Genomic DNA, 13,588 nt, shown 5'->3' with positions numbered 1-13,588 from the left:
GAAACGATGCATCGCCGATGGTAGTGTGGGGTTTCCCCATGTGAGAGTAGGTCATCGTCAAGATTAAATTCCAAACCCCCTGTCTGCTAACGCAGACAGGGGGTTTGTTTTTGGGCCGAGAAAAGTTTCGGTAAGTTTTAAGCAGTGATCAGTACGGTTTTACCTTTCGTCAAAGCAAAAAAAACCACCTTGAGAGGTGGTTTTTTGGAGCGATTTATTCAATCACCGTAGTAGATGCAACCACTGGTGCAGGTTTCATGAATTCGTATCGCAGATAATTCTGGTAGCAAAGGCTTGAGCTGTTGCCAGATCCACTTTGCCAGCACTTCGCTGGTTGGATTTTCCAGACCCGGAATATCGTTCAGGTAGTTGTGATCAAGCAGCTCATAAAGTGGTTTGAAAATCGCTTTGATCTCTGAGAAATCGCGAATCCAGCCGGTGGCCGGATCGATATCACCGCTTAAATGGATTGCCACCTTGAATGAGTGACCATGCAAGCGGCCGCATTTGTGGCCTTCAGGCACGTAAGGCAAGCGATGCGCAGATTCGAAGGTAAACTCTTTGAAAATTTCCACAATATTTATAGCTCTTGAAAGGTGACTATCGCCTGAGCGATGAATACAGGGCGGCAGTTTAGCAGTTAACGCCCAGCGCAGGTGCATACCTCCCGCAATCCGGGGGGTGGGGCAGTTGATTCAGCTTCAATTAAGCCAATACATTTATGCTCCATGTTTTTGATATCGCACAAATGACATTGAACGGAGGCCGCAGAGGCGAGTGATGACAGTGAACCTACGAGTTGGCGGATTTATCGTGTTGGTGTTCTCTGCGTTCTGTTCTTTGGCCATTGCGCGGGACCTGGGGCAGGACGAGGCGCTGCGTTTACGTGAGCAAGGCCTGATCCAGCCGCTAGAGCTACTGCTTCAAAAAGCCCTTGAGCGCCACCCGGGTGCAAAATTGCTGGAGGTAGAGCTGGAGGAGGATGACGACGTTTATGTTTACGAGGTCGAGTTACTTACGACCAGTGGCGTTGTGCGCGAGATCAAACTGAACGCCAGTAATGGTCAATTGCTCAAAGACGAGGTAGATGATTAATGCGGTTGCTGCTGGTAGAAGATCACGTTCCATTGGCTGACGAACTGATGGCCGGGTTAACTCGCCTTGGCTATGCAGTTGATTGGCTGGCCGATGGGCGCGATGCTCTTTATCAAGGGCAGAGTGAACCCTATGACCTGATTATTCTTGATCTGGGTTTGCCGGGGATGTCCGGTATTGATGTGCTCAAGCAGTGGCGCACACAAGGGTTGGCCACGCCTGTTCTGATTTTGACGGCACGCAGCTCATGGTCCGAGCGCATTGATGGCCTTAAAGCCGGTGCCGATGATTATGTAACCAAACCTTTTCATCCTGAAGAGCTGCAACTGCGGGTGCAGGCACTCTTGCGCCGCTCTCACGGTCAACCGAATCAGCCGTTATTGAAATCCGCAGGGCTGCAGTTGGATGAGGCACGTCAATGCGTACTCAAAGATGGGGCCGAGGTGCAATTGACCGCTGCCGAGTTCCGTCTTCTGCGGTATTTCATGTTGCATCCGCAACAGATCCTCTCTAAAAGCCACTTGGCCGAGCATCTCTACGACGGTGAGACTGAACGTGATTCCAATGTTTTAGAGGTCCACGTGAACCATTTACGTCGCAAGCTCGGGCGTGAAGTGGTCGAAACCCGTCGTGGTCAGGGCTATATTTTCGGCGCTGTCGGCCAGTGAAGTCGATCCAGAGGCGTTTGAGCCTGGGGTTGGTCAGCGTTCTGCTGGTTGCAGGTCTGGTCGTAGGCCAAGTCAGTCTCTGGCTATTTGAAAGTGGCCTCCAGCGTTATCTGGAGTCAGGCCTGAAAAACGACAGTGAGAACCTGCTGATAGCTTTGAGCCGTGGCCCCCAAGGTTTGCAGTTGGATGAACGACGGTTGTCATCTGCTTATCAGCGGCCATTTTCTGGACACTATTTCAGTATCGAGTTCGGTGATACTCACTGGCGCTCGCGTTCGCTTTGGGACGCTCAACTACCACGTCCCAGTGAGCCTGGGCTGAGCAGTGAGTTACAGCCCGGTCCAGAGGGGCAGATGCTGCTGGTCATGCGCAGTGATTACCAGCGCCTTGGCCAGGCGGTCTCCATCAGCGTTGCCCAGGACTACACACCCATACGTGAAAGTTTCAGGCAGGTTCAGCGGATCGGTCTGGGGGTGGGCGTCATGGCCCTGATTGTTATTTTGCTGTTGCAGCGTATTACCGTTCGCCGCGCTCTGCGGCCATTGGAAACTGCACGTAAACAAATCGCTCAGTTGCAGTCAGGTCAGCGCTCGCAGCTTGATTCGCAGGTCCCCCTTGAGCTTGAACCCCTGGTCACGCAAATAAACCACTTGCTGGCTCATACCGAAGACAACCTCAAGCGCTCGCGCAATGCGTTGGGCAACCTGGGCCATGCACTTAAAACCCCATTGGCGGTATTGATCAGCCTGGCCAACGATCCGCGGCTTGCAGCTTATCCGCAGATACAAACTACATTGCGAGAGCAGTTGGACCAGATACAGCAGCGCATGAGCCGCGAGCTCAACCGTGCGCGTCTTGCGGGCGATGCCTTGCCGGGTGCGCAATTTGATGCTGATACGGAGTTGCCAGGCCTCCTGTCGACCCTTGGCATGATTCACGGCGAGCATCTGCAATTGACGCACAAGGTTGCGCCGGGGCTGCATTTGCCTTGGGATCGGGAAGACATGCTCGAATTGCTCGGTAATCTATTGGATAACGCCTGCAAATGGGCGGACGCCCAAGTCGAACTGAGTATTGGCCAGACCGTGGACGGGTTTGTGATTGAAGTCCAGGATGATGGCCCAGGCATTCCTGAGGCCGAACGTGATCAGGTGTTCAGTCGCGGTACGCGGCTTGACGAGCAAGCCAGTGGTCACGGTCTGGGCCTTGGAATCGTTCGGGACATCGTTGAAGCGTGGGGGGGAGCTATGCAGCTTGAGACAGCTGAGATGGGCGGCCTGATGGTTAGAATCATGCTCCCAGGGCGAACGAAAAAGGCGACGACGGCTTAACACCGTCATCGCACGACGGATCAGACGCGAAATTGATCCATCAATTTTTGCTGCTGGTTGGCCAGTGAGTTCAGCGCCTGACTGACTCGGGCCGACTCATTGGCCTGTTCAGACAAAGACTCTGTTACATCCCGAATAGTGGAAACGTTGTTGTTGATTTCCTCTGCAACGGCACTCTGTTCTTCAGCCGCGCTGGCAATCTGCAAGTTCATGTCGGTAATCACGGTGACGGCATCACCGATTTGCTGCAAGGCCGTCACCGCCTGTCCTACCTGCTCCACACTGCCTTGAGCCTGGCGATGGCTGTTATTCATGGAGCTCACTACTTCCTGAGTCCCGGCTTGCAGTTGTTCGATGACCTGCCGGGTTTCCTCAACGGATTCCTGAGTCCGGCGTGCCAGGTTGCGGACCTCGTCGGCCACCACGGCAAATCCGCGCCCGGCTTCGCCTGCCCGCGCCGCTTCAATGGCAGCATTCAAGGCGAGGAGGTTGGTCTGTTCGGCAATGGCGCGAATGACCTCCAGTACTGAACCGATTTTTTCACTATTGGCAGCCAGCCCTTCAACTTGCGTCATGGCCACGCTCATATCTGCAGCCAGATGGTCGATGCTGGTCGTGGTGCGGTCAATGATCGTCAGCCCTTGTCTGGTCGCCTGATCGGCATCACGAGCGGCCTGAGCCGCCTGTGCCGCGCTGCGTGCGACATCCTGCGCCGTTGCGCTCATTTCATGGGAGGCCGTGGCCGCCTGGTCGACCTGACGGTACTGCTGCTCCATACCAGCGCTGGTCTGGGTGGCAATGGCCGCCGACTGATCGGCGGTGCTGCGCGCGTCCTGTACCGAGCGTTTGACTTCGGCAATGGTCGGTTGCAGTTTGTCGAGGAAGCGGTTGAACCAGCTGGCGAGCTGTCCAAGTTCGTCTTTTTTGTCGTATGCCAGGCGACGGGTCAGGTCGCCTTCGCCGCTCGCAATGTCTTCAAGCATGTTGGCCACGCCAAGAATCGGACGTGTGACGCTACGAGCCAGCAACCACACCAGCAGAAGCCCGATGATGGCTGCCAGAGACCCCCACGCCAGCTCGGTCAAGGCTCCGGCCCTGTTGCGCTCGTCCAGTTCTGCTTGCAGAGCCTGTGCCGGTCCGACCAGGACAGCTTCAGGCACGTCGAGCAATACGCCCCAGGATTTGCTGCCCGGGATCGGCAGGAAGGGAGTCAGGACTTTCAGGCGTTGCTCGCTGCGAATGCTTTGTACCTGATCACCTTTGGCCATCATGCGGATCAATTCAGCGCCATCACTGGTGTCTACCTGATCGAGACGCTGAGCAAGTTTGCTGGCATCTGCACTGAAGCCGGCGAGTATCCCGGCCGAGCTGATAATGCCAACGCGGGTTTCGCCGTCGTACAGTTTTTGGCTGGCTTGCAGGCTAATGGCCTGCAAGCTGTTGAGATTGATATCAACCGACAGTGACGCAATGACTTTTCCGTCAACAATCAGGGGGAAAACGATGCTGGTCAGTAGTACGTTTTGCCCGTCGATCTCATAGAAGTAGGGTTCGATGATGCACGGTTTGCGCGTAGTGCGAGGGCAGGTGAACCATGTGTTGTTGGCCTGGCCGCTGGGCCCGGTGCTGGTATCGACCATGTCTGATTCGGGCAGCGCCATCGAGCTCAGCTTGCCCGGTGTCGGCTGCGACCAGTAAAGGGCAAAGCGTCCTTTGTCATTGCTGCCCAGTTCTTTTTGATGGTCGAACAGTGAGTCCTTGCCATCCAGCGCGTTGGCTTCAAATACCAGCGACAGCCCCAGCAAGTCCGGATTGGCCTGCAGGGCCGCTTTAACCTGGCGCGTCAGGTCTTCACGCAAGTCAAAGGCGTCCAGAAAGCGCTTTTCAGATTGCTCGCGCAAGAAAAGGACTTGTCGGGCGAATCCATTTCCGTACTGGTAGGCATCCATAAACTGGCGACTGATTGCCAGTGCCTGGGCTTCACCTTGAGCCTCGATACGGGCTTGCGCAGACTCGTTCAGCATTCGTGAACTTGAGGCCTCTACCAGATCGGCAGTGTGATCCATGCGATAGAGAGAAAGTCCCACCAGCAGGGTGACTACGCCGATCAGGCTGAGTCCGGCGAGGAGGGTGATTTTCCATTGGATGGAAAGCTGTCTGAGCGACATGGATGCATCCTAAAAAGAGGCTTTCACTGTTAGCGGCCGCGGGATGTTTTTCTTTACGCAAAAACCTGACTTATTAGCGTTTTACCCGGTCTTGAAAACAGCGATTTAGCCCTTTAAATACTAGGGTTAAGGCCTGTCGGGATGGATTGGCCGGATGCCTTTGGCCTGCGCTTTGACAAGGCGCTGGAGGTGCTGCAAAGTGTGCGCCCCCAAAAAGGTCCACCCTTCCAGATCCGGCGATTGGAACAGTCGTCTTTTGCCCGAAATTTTCCGCTTTACGGTGTTTTATCGTGGTGCGCGCTATGAGGTTGTAATAATGAATGCAGTAATTGCCGCGGTCGGCATCATGCTGGTGCTCAGTTTGTCCCGTGTGCACGTGGTCATCGCACTGATTGTGGGTGCCGTTGTTGGCGGTCTCGTAGGTGGGCTGGGTATCGAGGCAACACTCAATGCTTTCAATGGCGGGTTGGGCGGTGGTGCTCAGGTGGCGTTGTCCTATGCCATGCTGGGTGCTTTTGCAGTGGCGATAGCCAAGTCGGGCATGGCCCATGCCCTGGCAGACAAAGCGCTGATGATGGTCAACAGGCAGCATGCGGCCGGTGGCAATCGTGTCAAATGGCTGTTGATTGGCTTGCTGCTGGTAGTGGCTGTTTCTTCCCAGAATATTCTACCGATCCATATCGCGTTCATTCCTTTGCTGGTTCCGCCCCTGTTGTATGTACTGACCAAGCTGAACATTGACCGCCGATTGATTGCCTGTGTCATGACCTTTGGCTTGATCACGCCGTACATGTTCTTGCCGGTGGGGTTTGGCAATATCTTTCTCAATCAGATTTTGCTCGCCAACGTCAGCAAAAGTGGCGTTGATATCAGCGGGGTCAATGTCACCCATGCGATGGCAATCCCGGCTTTAGGGATGTTGTTTGGGTTGTTGGTGGCGGTTTTCATCAGTTACCGCAAAAAACGCGAATATGACTTGGCCAAAATCGAACAGGTTGAACAGGTTGCCGTCAGCTATAACCCGCGCACCTTGCTGGTGGCAGGTGCGGCCATTGCGGCGGCGTTTATCATTCAGCTGTGGCTGGGCTCCATGATTATTGGCGCACTGGCTGGTTTTCTGATTTTTTCGGCTTCGGGGATCGTGCGTTGGCGCGAGACGGATGATTTGTTTACCGAAGGCATGAAGATGATGGCCATGATTGGCTTCATCATGATCGCAGCCTCGGGTTTTGCCGAAGTCCTGAAAGCCACCGGCGAGGTCAAATCACTGGTTGAAGCTTCTGCCGGCTGGATCAATAACAGCAAGGGCGTGGGTGCTCTGCTGATGTTGCTGGTTGGATTGCTGGTCACAATGGGTATCGGTTCGTCATTTTCCACTGTGCCGATCCTGGCGGCTATTTTTGTGCCGCTGTGCGTTCAGCTGGGTTTCAGTCCAATGGCCATTGTTTGCATCGTCGGCACAGCGGGCGCCTTGGGCGATGCGGGTTCTCCGGCATCGGACTCCACCCTTGGGCCCACTTCCGGCCTGAATATTGACGGCCAGCATCACCATATCTGGGACACCGTAGTGCCCACTTTCCTGCATTACAATTTGCCGCTACTGGCCTTTGGCTGGGTGGCGGCAATGGTTTTGTAAGGCCTCTGCGGGCCGGGCTTCAAGGCAGTTCGATGCGACCGGTTTCACCGGGTACTGTCGGCCAATGCCCTGTGGCCCAGCGGGTTCTAGCCTGTTCGATCAGGACTGGATCGCTGGCGACGAAGTTCCAGTTCATGCGGCGCGGACCATCGAGGGCGGCTCCGCCGATCAACACCATATGGCTGTCACTCATGGCGCACAGGGTCATGGCCTCTCCGGCAGGCAGTAGCACCAGGCAGCGTGGCTCGATGGTCTGGCCCTCCAGCTGCACTTCACCTTCCAGCACATACAGCGCACGCTCCGGGTATTCCGCCGGAACAAGCAGCGTCGAGGCCGTTTGCATCTGCACTTCGGCGTACAGGGTCGGTGAGAGCACCGGCACCGGCGAGCTCAAGCAAAACCCGGTGCCTGCAATCAGGCGAATCATTACTCCCAGGGTCTCACTGACGGGCAAGCTATTGGCATCATGATGGCTGTAGTGGCTTGCGCCTTGTTCGTGTTCCTTGGGAGAAGCCAGCCACACTTGCAGCCCATGCAGGCTTGAGCCTTGCGCCAGTATTGAGGCGGGAGTGCGTTCAACGTGAGCAATGGCCGCGCCCGCAGTCATCCAGCTGACTTCGCCGGGGCCAACCTGCTGGTCGGAGCCCAGGCTGTCCTTATGCTGCAGTTGGCCTTCAAACAGATAGGTCAAAGTGGACAGGCCGATGTGCGGATGCTGTCGGATATTCATCCCGTGGCCGGGTGGATAGTGGGTAGGCAGCATGTGGTCGAAGAAAACAAAAGGCCCGACGCTGCGGCACTTGGCCGAGGGCAGGGGGCGCAAGATCGGTTGGCCTTCGACATCTTCGGCCCGTGGCCGAATTATGGTCAATGTGTGCATTTGAAGGTGCCAGCGGGGGAGAAGCGTTGAGCATAACCCAACGCTTCCCGGGCCTGCAGGTAGAACCTGTGCGTTACTGGCTGAAAGCACCTTCAGATAGATGGGTCTCGATGGTGACCTCGGCGGTAGTCATCAATTTATGCACCGGGCACTTGTCGGCCACGTTGTGCAACTCATCGCGCTGGGCATCGGTCAGCACGCCTTTTAGCGTCAGTTTGACGTGCAGGGCGTATTTCCCTTTCTGTTCTTCGCTGGCGTCGTGTTTGACTTCGACCGTGACCCCGGTCAGCGGGATTTCCTTTTTTTGCGCATAGAGCTTGAGTGTCAGCGCCTTGCACGCACCGAGGGCGGCATCGAAGTAATCATGGGGAGAGGGAGCAGAACCGTCGCCGCCCAGGGACGTGGGCAAATCGGTGAAGACTTCGTGATCGTCGATTTTGATGCTGTGACGAAAACCCTCGTGGGATACGGTATTAACGGTAACAGTCATGGCAAACCTCGTAGTGGCAGAGATAACGGTCCTGATCTTTATAGAGCATCCCGGGAGCCATGCGTTCCATCATGCAAAAAAATGCCCCGGACTGGAAAACCAGCCGGGGCATTTTTATTTCGCGAGGGGAGGGCTTATTTGCCAGCCCAGCGCTTCAGTACCAGAGTGGCGTTTGTGCCACCGAAGCCGAAGCTGTTGCTCATCACATTGTTCAACGTGACGTTCTCGCGGGTCTTGGTGAGGATCGGCATGTCAGCGACAGTCGGGTCCAGTTCCTCGATGTTTGCAGAGCCGGCGATGAAGTTGCCTTCCATCATCAGCAAGCAGTAGATCGCTTCGTGAACGCCTGCGGCGCCCAGTGAGTGACCCGACAGGCTTTTGGTCGAGCTGATGGCCGGAGCCTTGTCGCCGAATACCGCGCGAACACCTTCCATTTCCTTGACGTCGCCTACCGGAGTAGAGGTGCCGTGGGTGTTGAGGTAGTCGATCGGGCCGTCAACGGTAGACATGGCCATCTGCATGCAGCGGATGGCACCTTCGCCGCTTGGGGCAACCATGTCGTAGCCGTCGGATGTCGCGCCGTAGCCGACGATTTCGGCGTAGATCTTGGCACCACGCGCCAGGGCGTGTTCCAGTTCTTCAACAACAACCATGCCACCACCACCGGCGATGACGAAGCCATCACGGTTTTTGTCGTAGGCACGGGACGCTTTTTCAGGCGTGTCGTTGTACTGAGTGGACAGCGCGCCCATGGCGTCGAACAGGAACGATTGGCTCCAGTGTTCTTCTTCGCCCCCGCCCGCGAAAACGATGTCCTGCTTGCCCAGCTGGATCTGCTCAACTGCAGTACCGATGCAATGAGCACTGGTGGCGCAGGCAGAGGAGATCGAGTAGTTCACGCCCTTGATCTTGAAGGGAGTGGCCAGGCAGGCAGAAACGGTGCTGCCCATGGTCCGCGTAACGCGGTACGGGCCAACGCGCTTGACGCCTTTTTCGCGCAGGATGTCCAGCGCCTCCATCTGGTTCAGGGTCGACGCGCCACCCGAGCCGGCGATAAGGCCGGTACGCGGGTTGGAGACTTGCTCCTCGGTCAGGCCCGAATCAGTGATGGCGTCTTTCATGGCCAGGTAGGCGTAAGCCGCTGCGTGGCCGACGAAGCGATAGATCTTGCGATCGATCAGCTCTTCGAGAGGCAGGTCAATGGAGCCGGAAACCTGGCTACGCAGACCCATTTCGGCATATTCCGGGTTGAATCGGATGCCAGGGCGACTTGCACGCAGGTTAGCGGAGACGGTCTCTTTGTCATTGCCCAGGCACGAAACGATGCCCAGACCAGTGATAACGACGCGGCGCATGCGGATAACCCTTAAAAGTTGTCAGTGGAAGTAAATACGCCGACCCGAAGGCCTTCGGCAGTATAAATCTCGCGACCGTCGACAGTGACCGAACCATCGGCAATGGCCAGGTTCAGCTTGCCCTTGAGGACGCGCTTGATTTGAATGTTATAGGTGACTTTCTTGGCGGTCGGCAAGACCTGGCCGAAGAACTTCACTTCGCCCGAACCCAGGGCACGACCGCGGCCCGGCAGACCTTGCCAGCCCAGATAGAAGCCGACCAACTGCCACATGGCGTCGAGGCCCAGGCAACCTGGCATCACCGGATCGCCTTCGAAATGGCAGGCGAAAAACCACAGGTCCGGGGTGATATCCAGCTCGGCGACCAATTCACCTTTGCCGTACTTGCCACCCTCTTCGCTGATATGGGTGATGCGATCCACCATCAGCATGTTAGGGGCGGGCAGTTGCGCGTTACCTGGGCCGAATAGTTCGCCGCGGCTACAGCGCAGCAAATCTTCCCGAGTAAAGGCGTTTTGTTTGGTCATGCGAGCTCCTCAATAATCCCATGCGGCAGGGTGGGGCAAATCTTCCCGACCAACTGAAACATACGAGTTCCAGTTCGCCAGCCTACACATAGACTATTGCGTTGTAGTGAAAGTCACAGCGCAAAGGGCAAGAATGTACACTTGTGCACTGAAAATTTAAATCGGGCCGGTTCAGTGGCCCATTCGGGTGCCTAAGACTGCCGCACTTTTGTGTTTAACGCCAGTCGCAGGTGGCCTTTTAGCCATAAGTTACTGGACCCAGCGCAGCAGAATTTGCTCCAGATCAGCTCGTTTGAACGGCTTGGCAAGGTAATCGTTCATTCCGGCTTGCAGGCAGGTTTCCCGATCACCCTGCAAGGCATTGGCGGTCAGGGCAATGATGGGCAGGGTCATGCACCCGGGCAGTTGGCGGATTTGCCGGGTAGCTTCGTAGCCATTGATGATCGGCAGGCGACAGTCCATCAGGATCGCGGCAAAGCGCTCGGTGTTGGCGAAATGAATGGCCTGAGCGCCATCACTGACCATGCTCACTTCGTATCCCAGGCTGCTCAGCATGGCTTCAATGACGGTCTGATTGACCTGGTTATCTTCCACCAGCAAGATTTTACGCCCGGGCGCACACGTCGCTTCCGGCTCAAGTTCAGGCCTTTGGCTGAGCTCTACGGGCTGGTGCAGTTCCAGCGGGATTTCCAGGGTGAACACGGAACCGCGGGTCTCTTCACTGGTGGCGTGCAGCGTGCCACCCATGCGTTCAGCCAACGTTCGGGCGATGGGCAGGCCCAGCCCTGTGCCGCCATAGCGCCGCGAAATCGAGCTGTCGGCCTGCTGGAAAGCGGTGAACATGGAGTCCAGTTTTTCGCTGTTGATGCCAATACCGCTGTCGCGTACGACACAGGTAAACCAGATCAATTCGTGGTCCAGCCGCTGCCAAAGCGGTTCGATACTGATCTGCCCGTGTTCGGTAAATTTCAGCGCATTGCCGATGAGGTTGACCAGGATTTGCCTGATCCGCGTCGGATCCCCCAGTACGTGCAAATCCTGCAAGCCTTCTGAGAGGGTCAGCTGCAAGTGCAGGCCGCGCTGTGCGGCGCTGTGCTGGAAAGCCTGAGCGCAATTGCTGACCAGTTCTGCGAGGTTGAAGGGGATGCGCTCCAGTTCAAGCGCTGACCGTTCGATTCGTGAGAAGTCGAGGATGTCGTTGATGACCTTGAGCAAGTGCTCGGTGGACTCAGACGCCAGGGCGGCATATTCAGCCTGTTCCTCTGTCATCTGCGTGGTTTCCAGCAGTTGCAGCATTCCCAGTACGCCATTCATCGGCGTGCGAAGCTCGTGGCTCATCATGGCCAAAAAGTCGGTTTTGGCCCGGTTGGCCCGTTCGGCTTCTTCGCGGGTCTGAATCAGCTGAGCAATGGCGGCATGTTGCTCTCGGCTGGCTTGCTCAAGCCCATCGGCCAGATTGTTGATGTGCTGGGCCAGACTGCCCAGTTCGCCATCGTCGACGACTGGCAAGGGCGTGGAGTAGTCGCCCTGCTGGATGGCCTTGACCGCTTTGCTCATGTCACTGATGGGCTTGGACAGGTTGGACGCCAGGCGCCTGGCCAACAGGTAGGTGAAGCCCAGGGCAAACAAGGCAAGGATCACGGCCTTGAGCAGGATTTCTTGTTGACGGGTGCTGAACGCCTCGCCGGACATGCCAACCAGTACCCGGCCCAGATAGTCTTCTACCGGTGCTGGTGTCTGATTATGACTGAGCAAGAAATACTCGCCCGAAGGGCTCTTCTGCAATCGCACTGACGCCTGGAACACTTCAACCTGCGAGCCTTGATCAGCGCCGGGCGGGGAGTGTTCTGCCTGTGCCAGCACCTCGTTTGTACGGTTCTGTACCTGCACAAACTGTACGTGGGGGATGTTCAACGAAGCGTTGATCAGGGTTTCCAGAACGTGGGTGTTCCCCGTCATGAGCCCGTACTCGGTGGCAGGCGCCAATTGGTTGGCGATCAACTGGCCTGTGTGCTTGAGCTCCTGGCGCAAATCCTGGATTCGTACGAACGTAAAAAAACTGATCAACAACAAGGTCAATAACAACGCCGGGCCCAGGCTCATCATCTGCGTGCGGGTGTGAATATCCCACCGACTGCGAGCCATCATGGCAGGGTGTCTCCGACAGTCACCTTGCAGCCAGCAAATACCTCTCCCATATACGTTGTCGTCCTTGACCTGCAGTCGTTCATGTTGAAGTGCAGCAAAGCTGCCTCTTGAAGGTGAGTACCTGAGCGGCATGTTAACCGAGGTCTTGCACTTTTTCAGTCAAAGCCATCTATATGCTATGGGGCTGGTCGCGGGGCATGTGCTCCGTATAATGCCGCCATTGCCACGCTAGATGGAAAACGGGATTGCATATGACTGAACAGCACGCTATTGCGGTCTTGGGAGGCGGAAGCTTTGGCACCGCCGTGGGCAACTTGCTGGCAGAAAACGGTCATCGTGTGTACCAGTGGATGCGCGATCCGGAGCAGGCCGAGGCCATTCGCCTGAATCGCGAAAACCCGCGTTACCTCAAGGGCATCAAGATCCATCCCGGGGTGGAGCCGGTTACTGATCTCAAGGCGACGCTCGATGCCTGCGAGCTGTGTTTTGTGGCCTTGCCGTCCAGCGCCTTACGCAGTGTGCTGGCCGAACACGCAGAGCGTTTGAGCGGAAAAATGCTGGTCAGCCTGACCAAGGGCATTGAAGCGCACAGTTTCAAACTGATGAGCGAGATCCTTGAAGAAATCGCCCCGCAGGCACGTATCGGCGTTCTGTCCGGGCCCAACCTTGCCCGTGAAGTTGCCGAGCATGCGTTGACGGCCACCGTGGTCGCCAGTGCCGATGAAGACCTCTGCAACCGCGTGCAGGCGGCATTGCATGGCCGAACATTTCGCGTCTATGCCAGTGCCGACCGTTTTGGGGTGGAGTTGGGCGGGGCGTTGAAAAACGTTTACGCAATCATCGCGGGCATGGCCGTGGCGCTGGGTATGGGGGAGAACACCAAGAGCATGCTGATTACCCGTGCCTTGGCCGAAATGACCCGATTTGCCGTTAGCCAGGGTGCAAACCCCATGACTTTCCTCGGCTTGGCGGGTGTAGGCGATTTGATCGTCACCTGCTCATCCCCCAAGAGCCGCAATTATCAGGTCGGGTTTGCCCTGGGTCAGGGCCTCAGCCTGGAAGATGCCGTCACTCGACTGGGCGAAGTGGCCGAAGGGGTGAATACCCTCAAGGTGCTCAAGGTCAAGGCACAGGAACTGAACGTCTACATGCCCTTGGTTGCTGGCCTGCACGCGATTCTGTTCGAGGGTTACACCCTGGATCAGGTCATCGGGCAGTTGATGCGCGGCGAACCCAAGACGGATGTCGATTTTATCTCCACCAGCGGTTTCAACTAAGCACCAAGGGAGC

Annotated in this window: 12 protein-coding genes and 1 pseudogene; 5 read left to right on the top strand and 8 right to left on the bottom strand. The window is 56.5% G+C overall.

What is annotated here, in order from left to right; genetic code table 11:
• Positions 1–218: 218 nt before the first annotated feature.
• Positions 219–575, bottom strand: a complete 357-nt coding sequence (queD, locus tag AACY07_RS19685; protein ID WP_019410510.1) for a 6-carboxytetrahydropterin synthase QueD — start codon at positions 573–575, stop codon at positions 219–221.
• A 205-nt stretch (positions 576–780) separates the two neighbouring features.
• On the opposite strand from queD, the gene AACY07_RS19680 reads away from it, so the two are divergent.
• From AACY07_RS19680 to AACY07_RS19670, 3 genes are read left to right on the top strand one after another with little or no spacing between them, the layout of a single operon-like run.
• Positions 781–1,095 (top strand): PepSY domain-containing protein, encoded by a 315-nt coding sequence (locus tag AACY07_RS19680; RefSeq protein ID WP_133078948.1) that lies wholly within the window; start codon positions 781–783, stop codon positions 1,093–1,095.
• On the top strand, positions 1,095–1,763 hold the full coding sequence (locus AACY07_RS19675) for a response regulator transcription factor (protein WP_133078949.1): 669 nt from the start codon (positions 1,095–1,097) through the stop codon (positions 1,761–1,763). The genes AACY07_RS19680 and AACY07_RS19675 overlap by 1 nt, the downstream gene beginning before the upstream one ends.
• Positions 1,760–3,094 carry an ATP-binding protein gene (locus AACY07_RS19670; RefSeq protein WP_339476954.1) on the top strand — a complete coding sequence of 445 codons (1,335 nt, stop codon included), beginning with the start codon at positions 1,760–1,762 and terminating at the stop codon, positions 3,092–3,094. The genes AACY07_RS19675 and AACY07_RS19670 overlap by 4 nt, the downstream gene beginning before the upstream one ends.
• A 20-nt stretch (positions 3,095–3,114) precedes the next feature.
• Here the strand turns inward: AACY07_RS19670 and AACY07_RS24335 are convergent, their stop codons facing one another.
• Both AACY07_RS24335 and AACY07_RS24330 read right to left on the bottom strand, forming a co-directional pair.
• Entirely contained in the window at positions 3,115–3,870 is a 756-nt protein-coding gene (locus AACY07_RS24335; protein WP_374105729.1) for a methyl-accepting chemotaxis protein, read from the bottom strand.
• A 102-nt stretch (positions 3,871–3,972) separates the two neighbouring features.
• A pseudogene (locus AACY07_RS24330) lies at positions 3,973–5,043 on the bottom strand (HAMP domain-containing protein); the annotation flags it as partial.
• A 535-nt stretch (positions 5,044–5,578) separates the two neighbouring features.
• Between AACY07_RS24330 and AACY07_RS19660 the strand changes: the two are divergent.
• Positions 5,579–6,898, top strand: coding sequence for a Na+/H+ antiporter family protein (locus AACY07_RS19660; protein ID WP_133078952.1), 1,320 nt, complete (start codon positions 5,579–5,581; stop codon positions 6,896–6,898).
• Positions 6,899–6,917: 19 nt separating this feature from the next.
• On the opposite strand, the gene AACY07_RS19655 is transcribed toward AACY07_RS19660, so the two are convergent.
• The 5 genes from AACY07_RS19655 to AACY07_RS19635 all read right to left on the bottom strand — a co-directional run bounded on the left by AACY07_RS19655 (position 6,918) and on the right by AACY07_RS19635 (position 12,298).
• Positions 6,918–7,778: a pirin family protein gene (locus AACY07_RS19655; protein ID WP_339476952.1), complete on the bottom strand. Its 861-nt coding sequence runs from the start codon at positions 7,776–7,778 to the stop codon at positions 6,918–6,920.
• A gap of 73 nt (positions 7,779–7,851) precedes the next feature.
• The gene (locus AACY07_RS19650) at positions 7,852–8,268 is read right to left on the bottom strand and encodes an OsmC family protein (RefSeq protein WP_339476951.1); all 417 of its coding nucleotides are present in this window, start codon (positions 8,266–8,268) and stop codon (positions 7,852–7,854) included.
• A 134-nt stretch (positions 8,269–8,402) separates the two neighbouring features.
• A complete protein-coding gene (fabB, locus tag AACY07_RS19645; RefSeq protein WP_016781684.1) occupies positions 8,403–9,623 on the bottom strand; it encodes a beta-ketoacyl-ACP synthase I in 1,221 nt (406 codons plus the stop codon).
• A gap of 11 nt (positions 9,624–9,634) precedes the next feature.
• Positions 9,635–10,150, bottom strand: coding sequence for a 3-hydroxyacyl-[acyl-carrier-protein] dehydratase FabA (fabA, locus tag AACY07_RS19640; RefSeq protein WP_003210552.1), 516 nt, complete (start codon positions 10,148–10,150; stop codon positions 9,635–9,637).
• Positions 10,151–10,399: 249 nt separating this feature from the next.
• Positions 10,400–12,298: an ATP-binding protein gene (locus AACY07_RS19635; protein ID WP_339476947.1), complete on the bottom strand. Its 1,899-nt coding sequence runs from the start codon at positions 12,296–12,298 to the stop codon at positions 10,400–10,402.
• Between the two features lie 251 nt (positions 12,299–12,549).
• On the opposite strand from AACY07_RS19635, the gene AACY07_RS19630 reads away from it, so the two are divergent.
• Positions 12,550–13,575 carry an NAD(P)H-dependent glycerol-3-phosphate dehydrogenase gene (locus AACY07_RS19630; RefSeq protein ID WP_133078956.1) on the top strand — a complete coding sequence of 342 codons (1,026 nt, stop codon included), beginning with the start codon at positions 12,550–12,552 and terminating at the stop codon, positions 13,573–13,575.
• Positions 13,576–13,588: the final 13 nt, after the last annotated feature.

This window comes from Pseudomonas sp. RL_5y_Pfl2_69 (assembly GCF_963970465.1).
Classification (GTDB): domain Bacteria; phylum Pseudomonadota; class Gammaproteobacteria; order Pseudomonadales; family Pseudomonadaceae; genus Aquipseudomonas.
The sequence above is the reverse complement of the archived record's forward strand: the minus strand, read 5'-3'. Positions and strand labels throughout refer to the sequence as shown.

Excerpts from the sequence above, each read along its gene's own strand:
- AACY07_RS19680 (WP_133078948.1), top strand. The coding sequence starts at position 781 with ATGACAGTGAACCTACGAGTTGGCGGATTTATCGTGTTGGTGTTCTCT.
- AACY07_RS19675 (WP_133078949.1), top strand. The coding sequence starts at position 1,095 with ATGCGGTTGCTGCTGGTAGAAGATCACGTTCCATTGGCTGACGAACTG.
- AACY07_RS24335 (WP_374105729.1), bottom strand. The coding sequence starts at position 3,870 with ATGGAGCAGCAGTACCGTCAGGTCGACCAGGCGGCCACGGCCTCCCAT.
- AACY07_RS19660 (WP_133078952.1), top strand. The coding sequence starts at position 5,579 with ATGAATGCAGTAATTGCCGCGGTCGGCATCATGCTGGTGCTCAGTTTG.
- AACY07_RS19655 (WP_339476952.1), bottom strand. The coding sequence starts at position 7,778 with ATGCACACATTGACCATAATTCGGCCACGGGCCGAAGATGTCGAAGGC.
- AACY07_RS19650 (WP_339476951.1), bottom strand. The coding sequence starts at position 8,268 with ATGACTGTTACCGTTAATACCGTATCCCACGAGGGTTTTCGTCACAGC.
- fabB (WP_016781684.1), bottom strand. The coding sequence starts at position 9,623 with ATGCGCCGCGTCGTTATCACTGGTCTGGGCATCGTTTCGTGCCTGGGC.
- fabA (WP_003210552.1), bottom strand. The coding sequence starts at position 10,150 with ATGACCAAACAAAACGCCTTTACTCGGGAAGATTTGCTGCGCTGTAGC.
- AACY07_RS19635 (WP_339476947.1), bottom strand. The coding sequence starts at position 12,298 with ATGATGGCTCGCAGTCGGTGGGATATTCACACCCGCACGCAGATGATG.
- AACY07_RS19630 (WP_133078956.1), top strand. The coding sequence starts at position 12,550 with ATGACTGAACAGCACGCTATTGCGGTCTTGGGAGGCGGAAGCTTTGGC.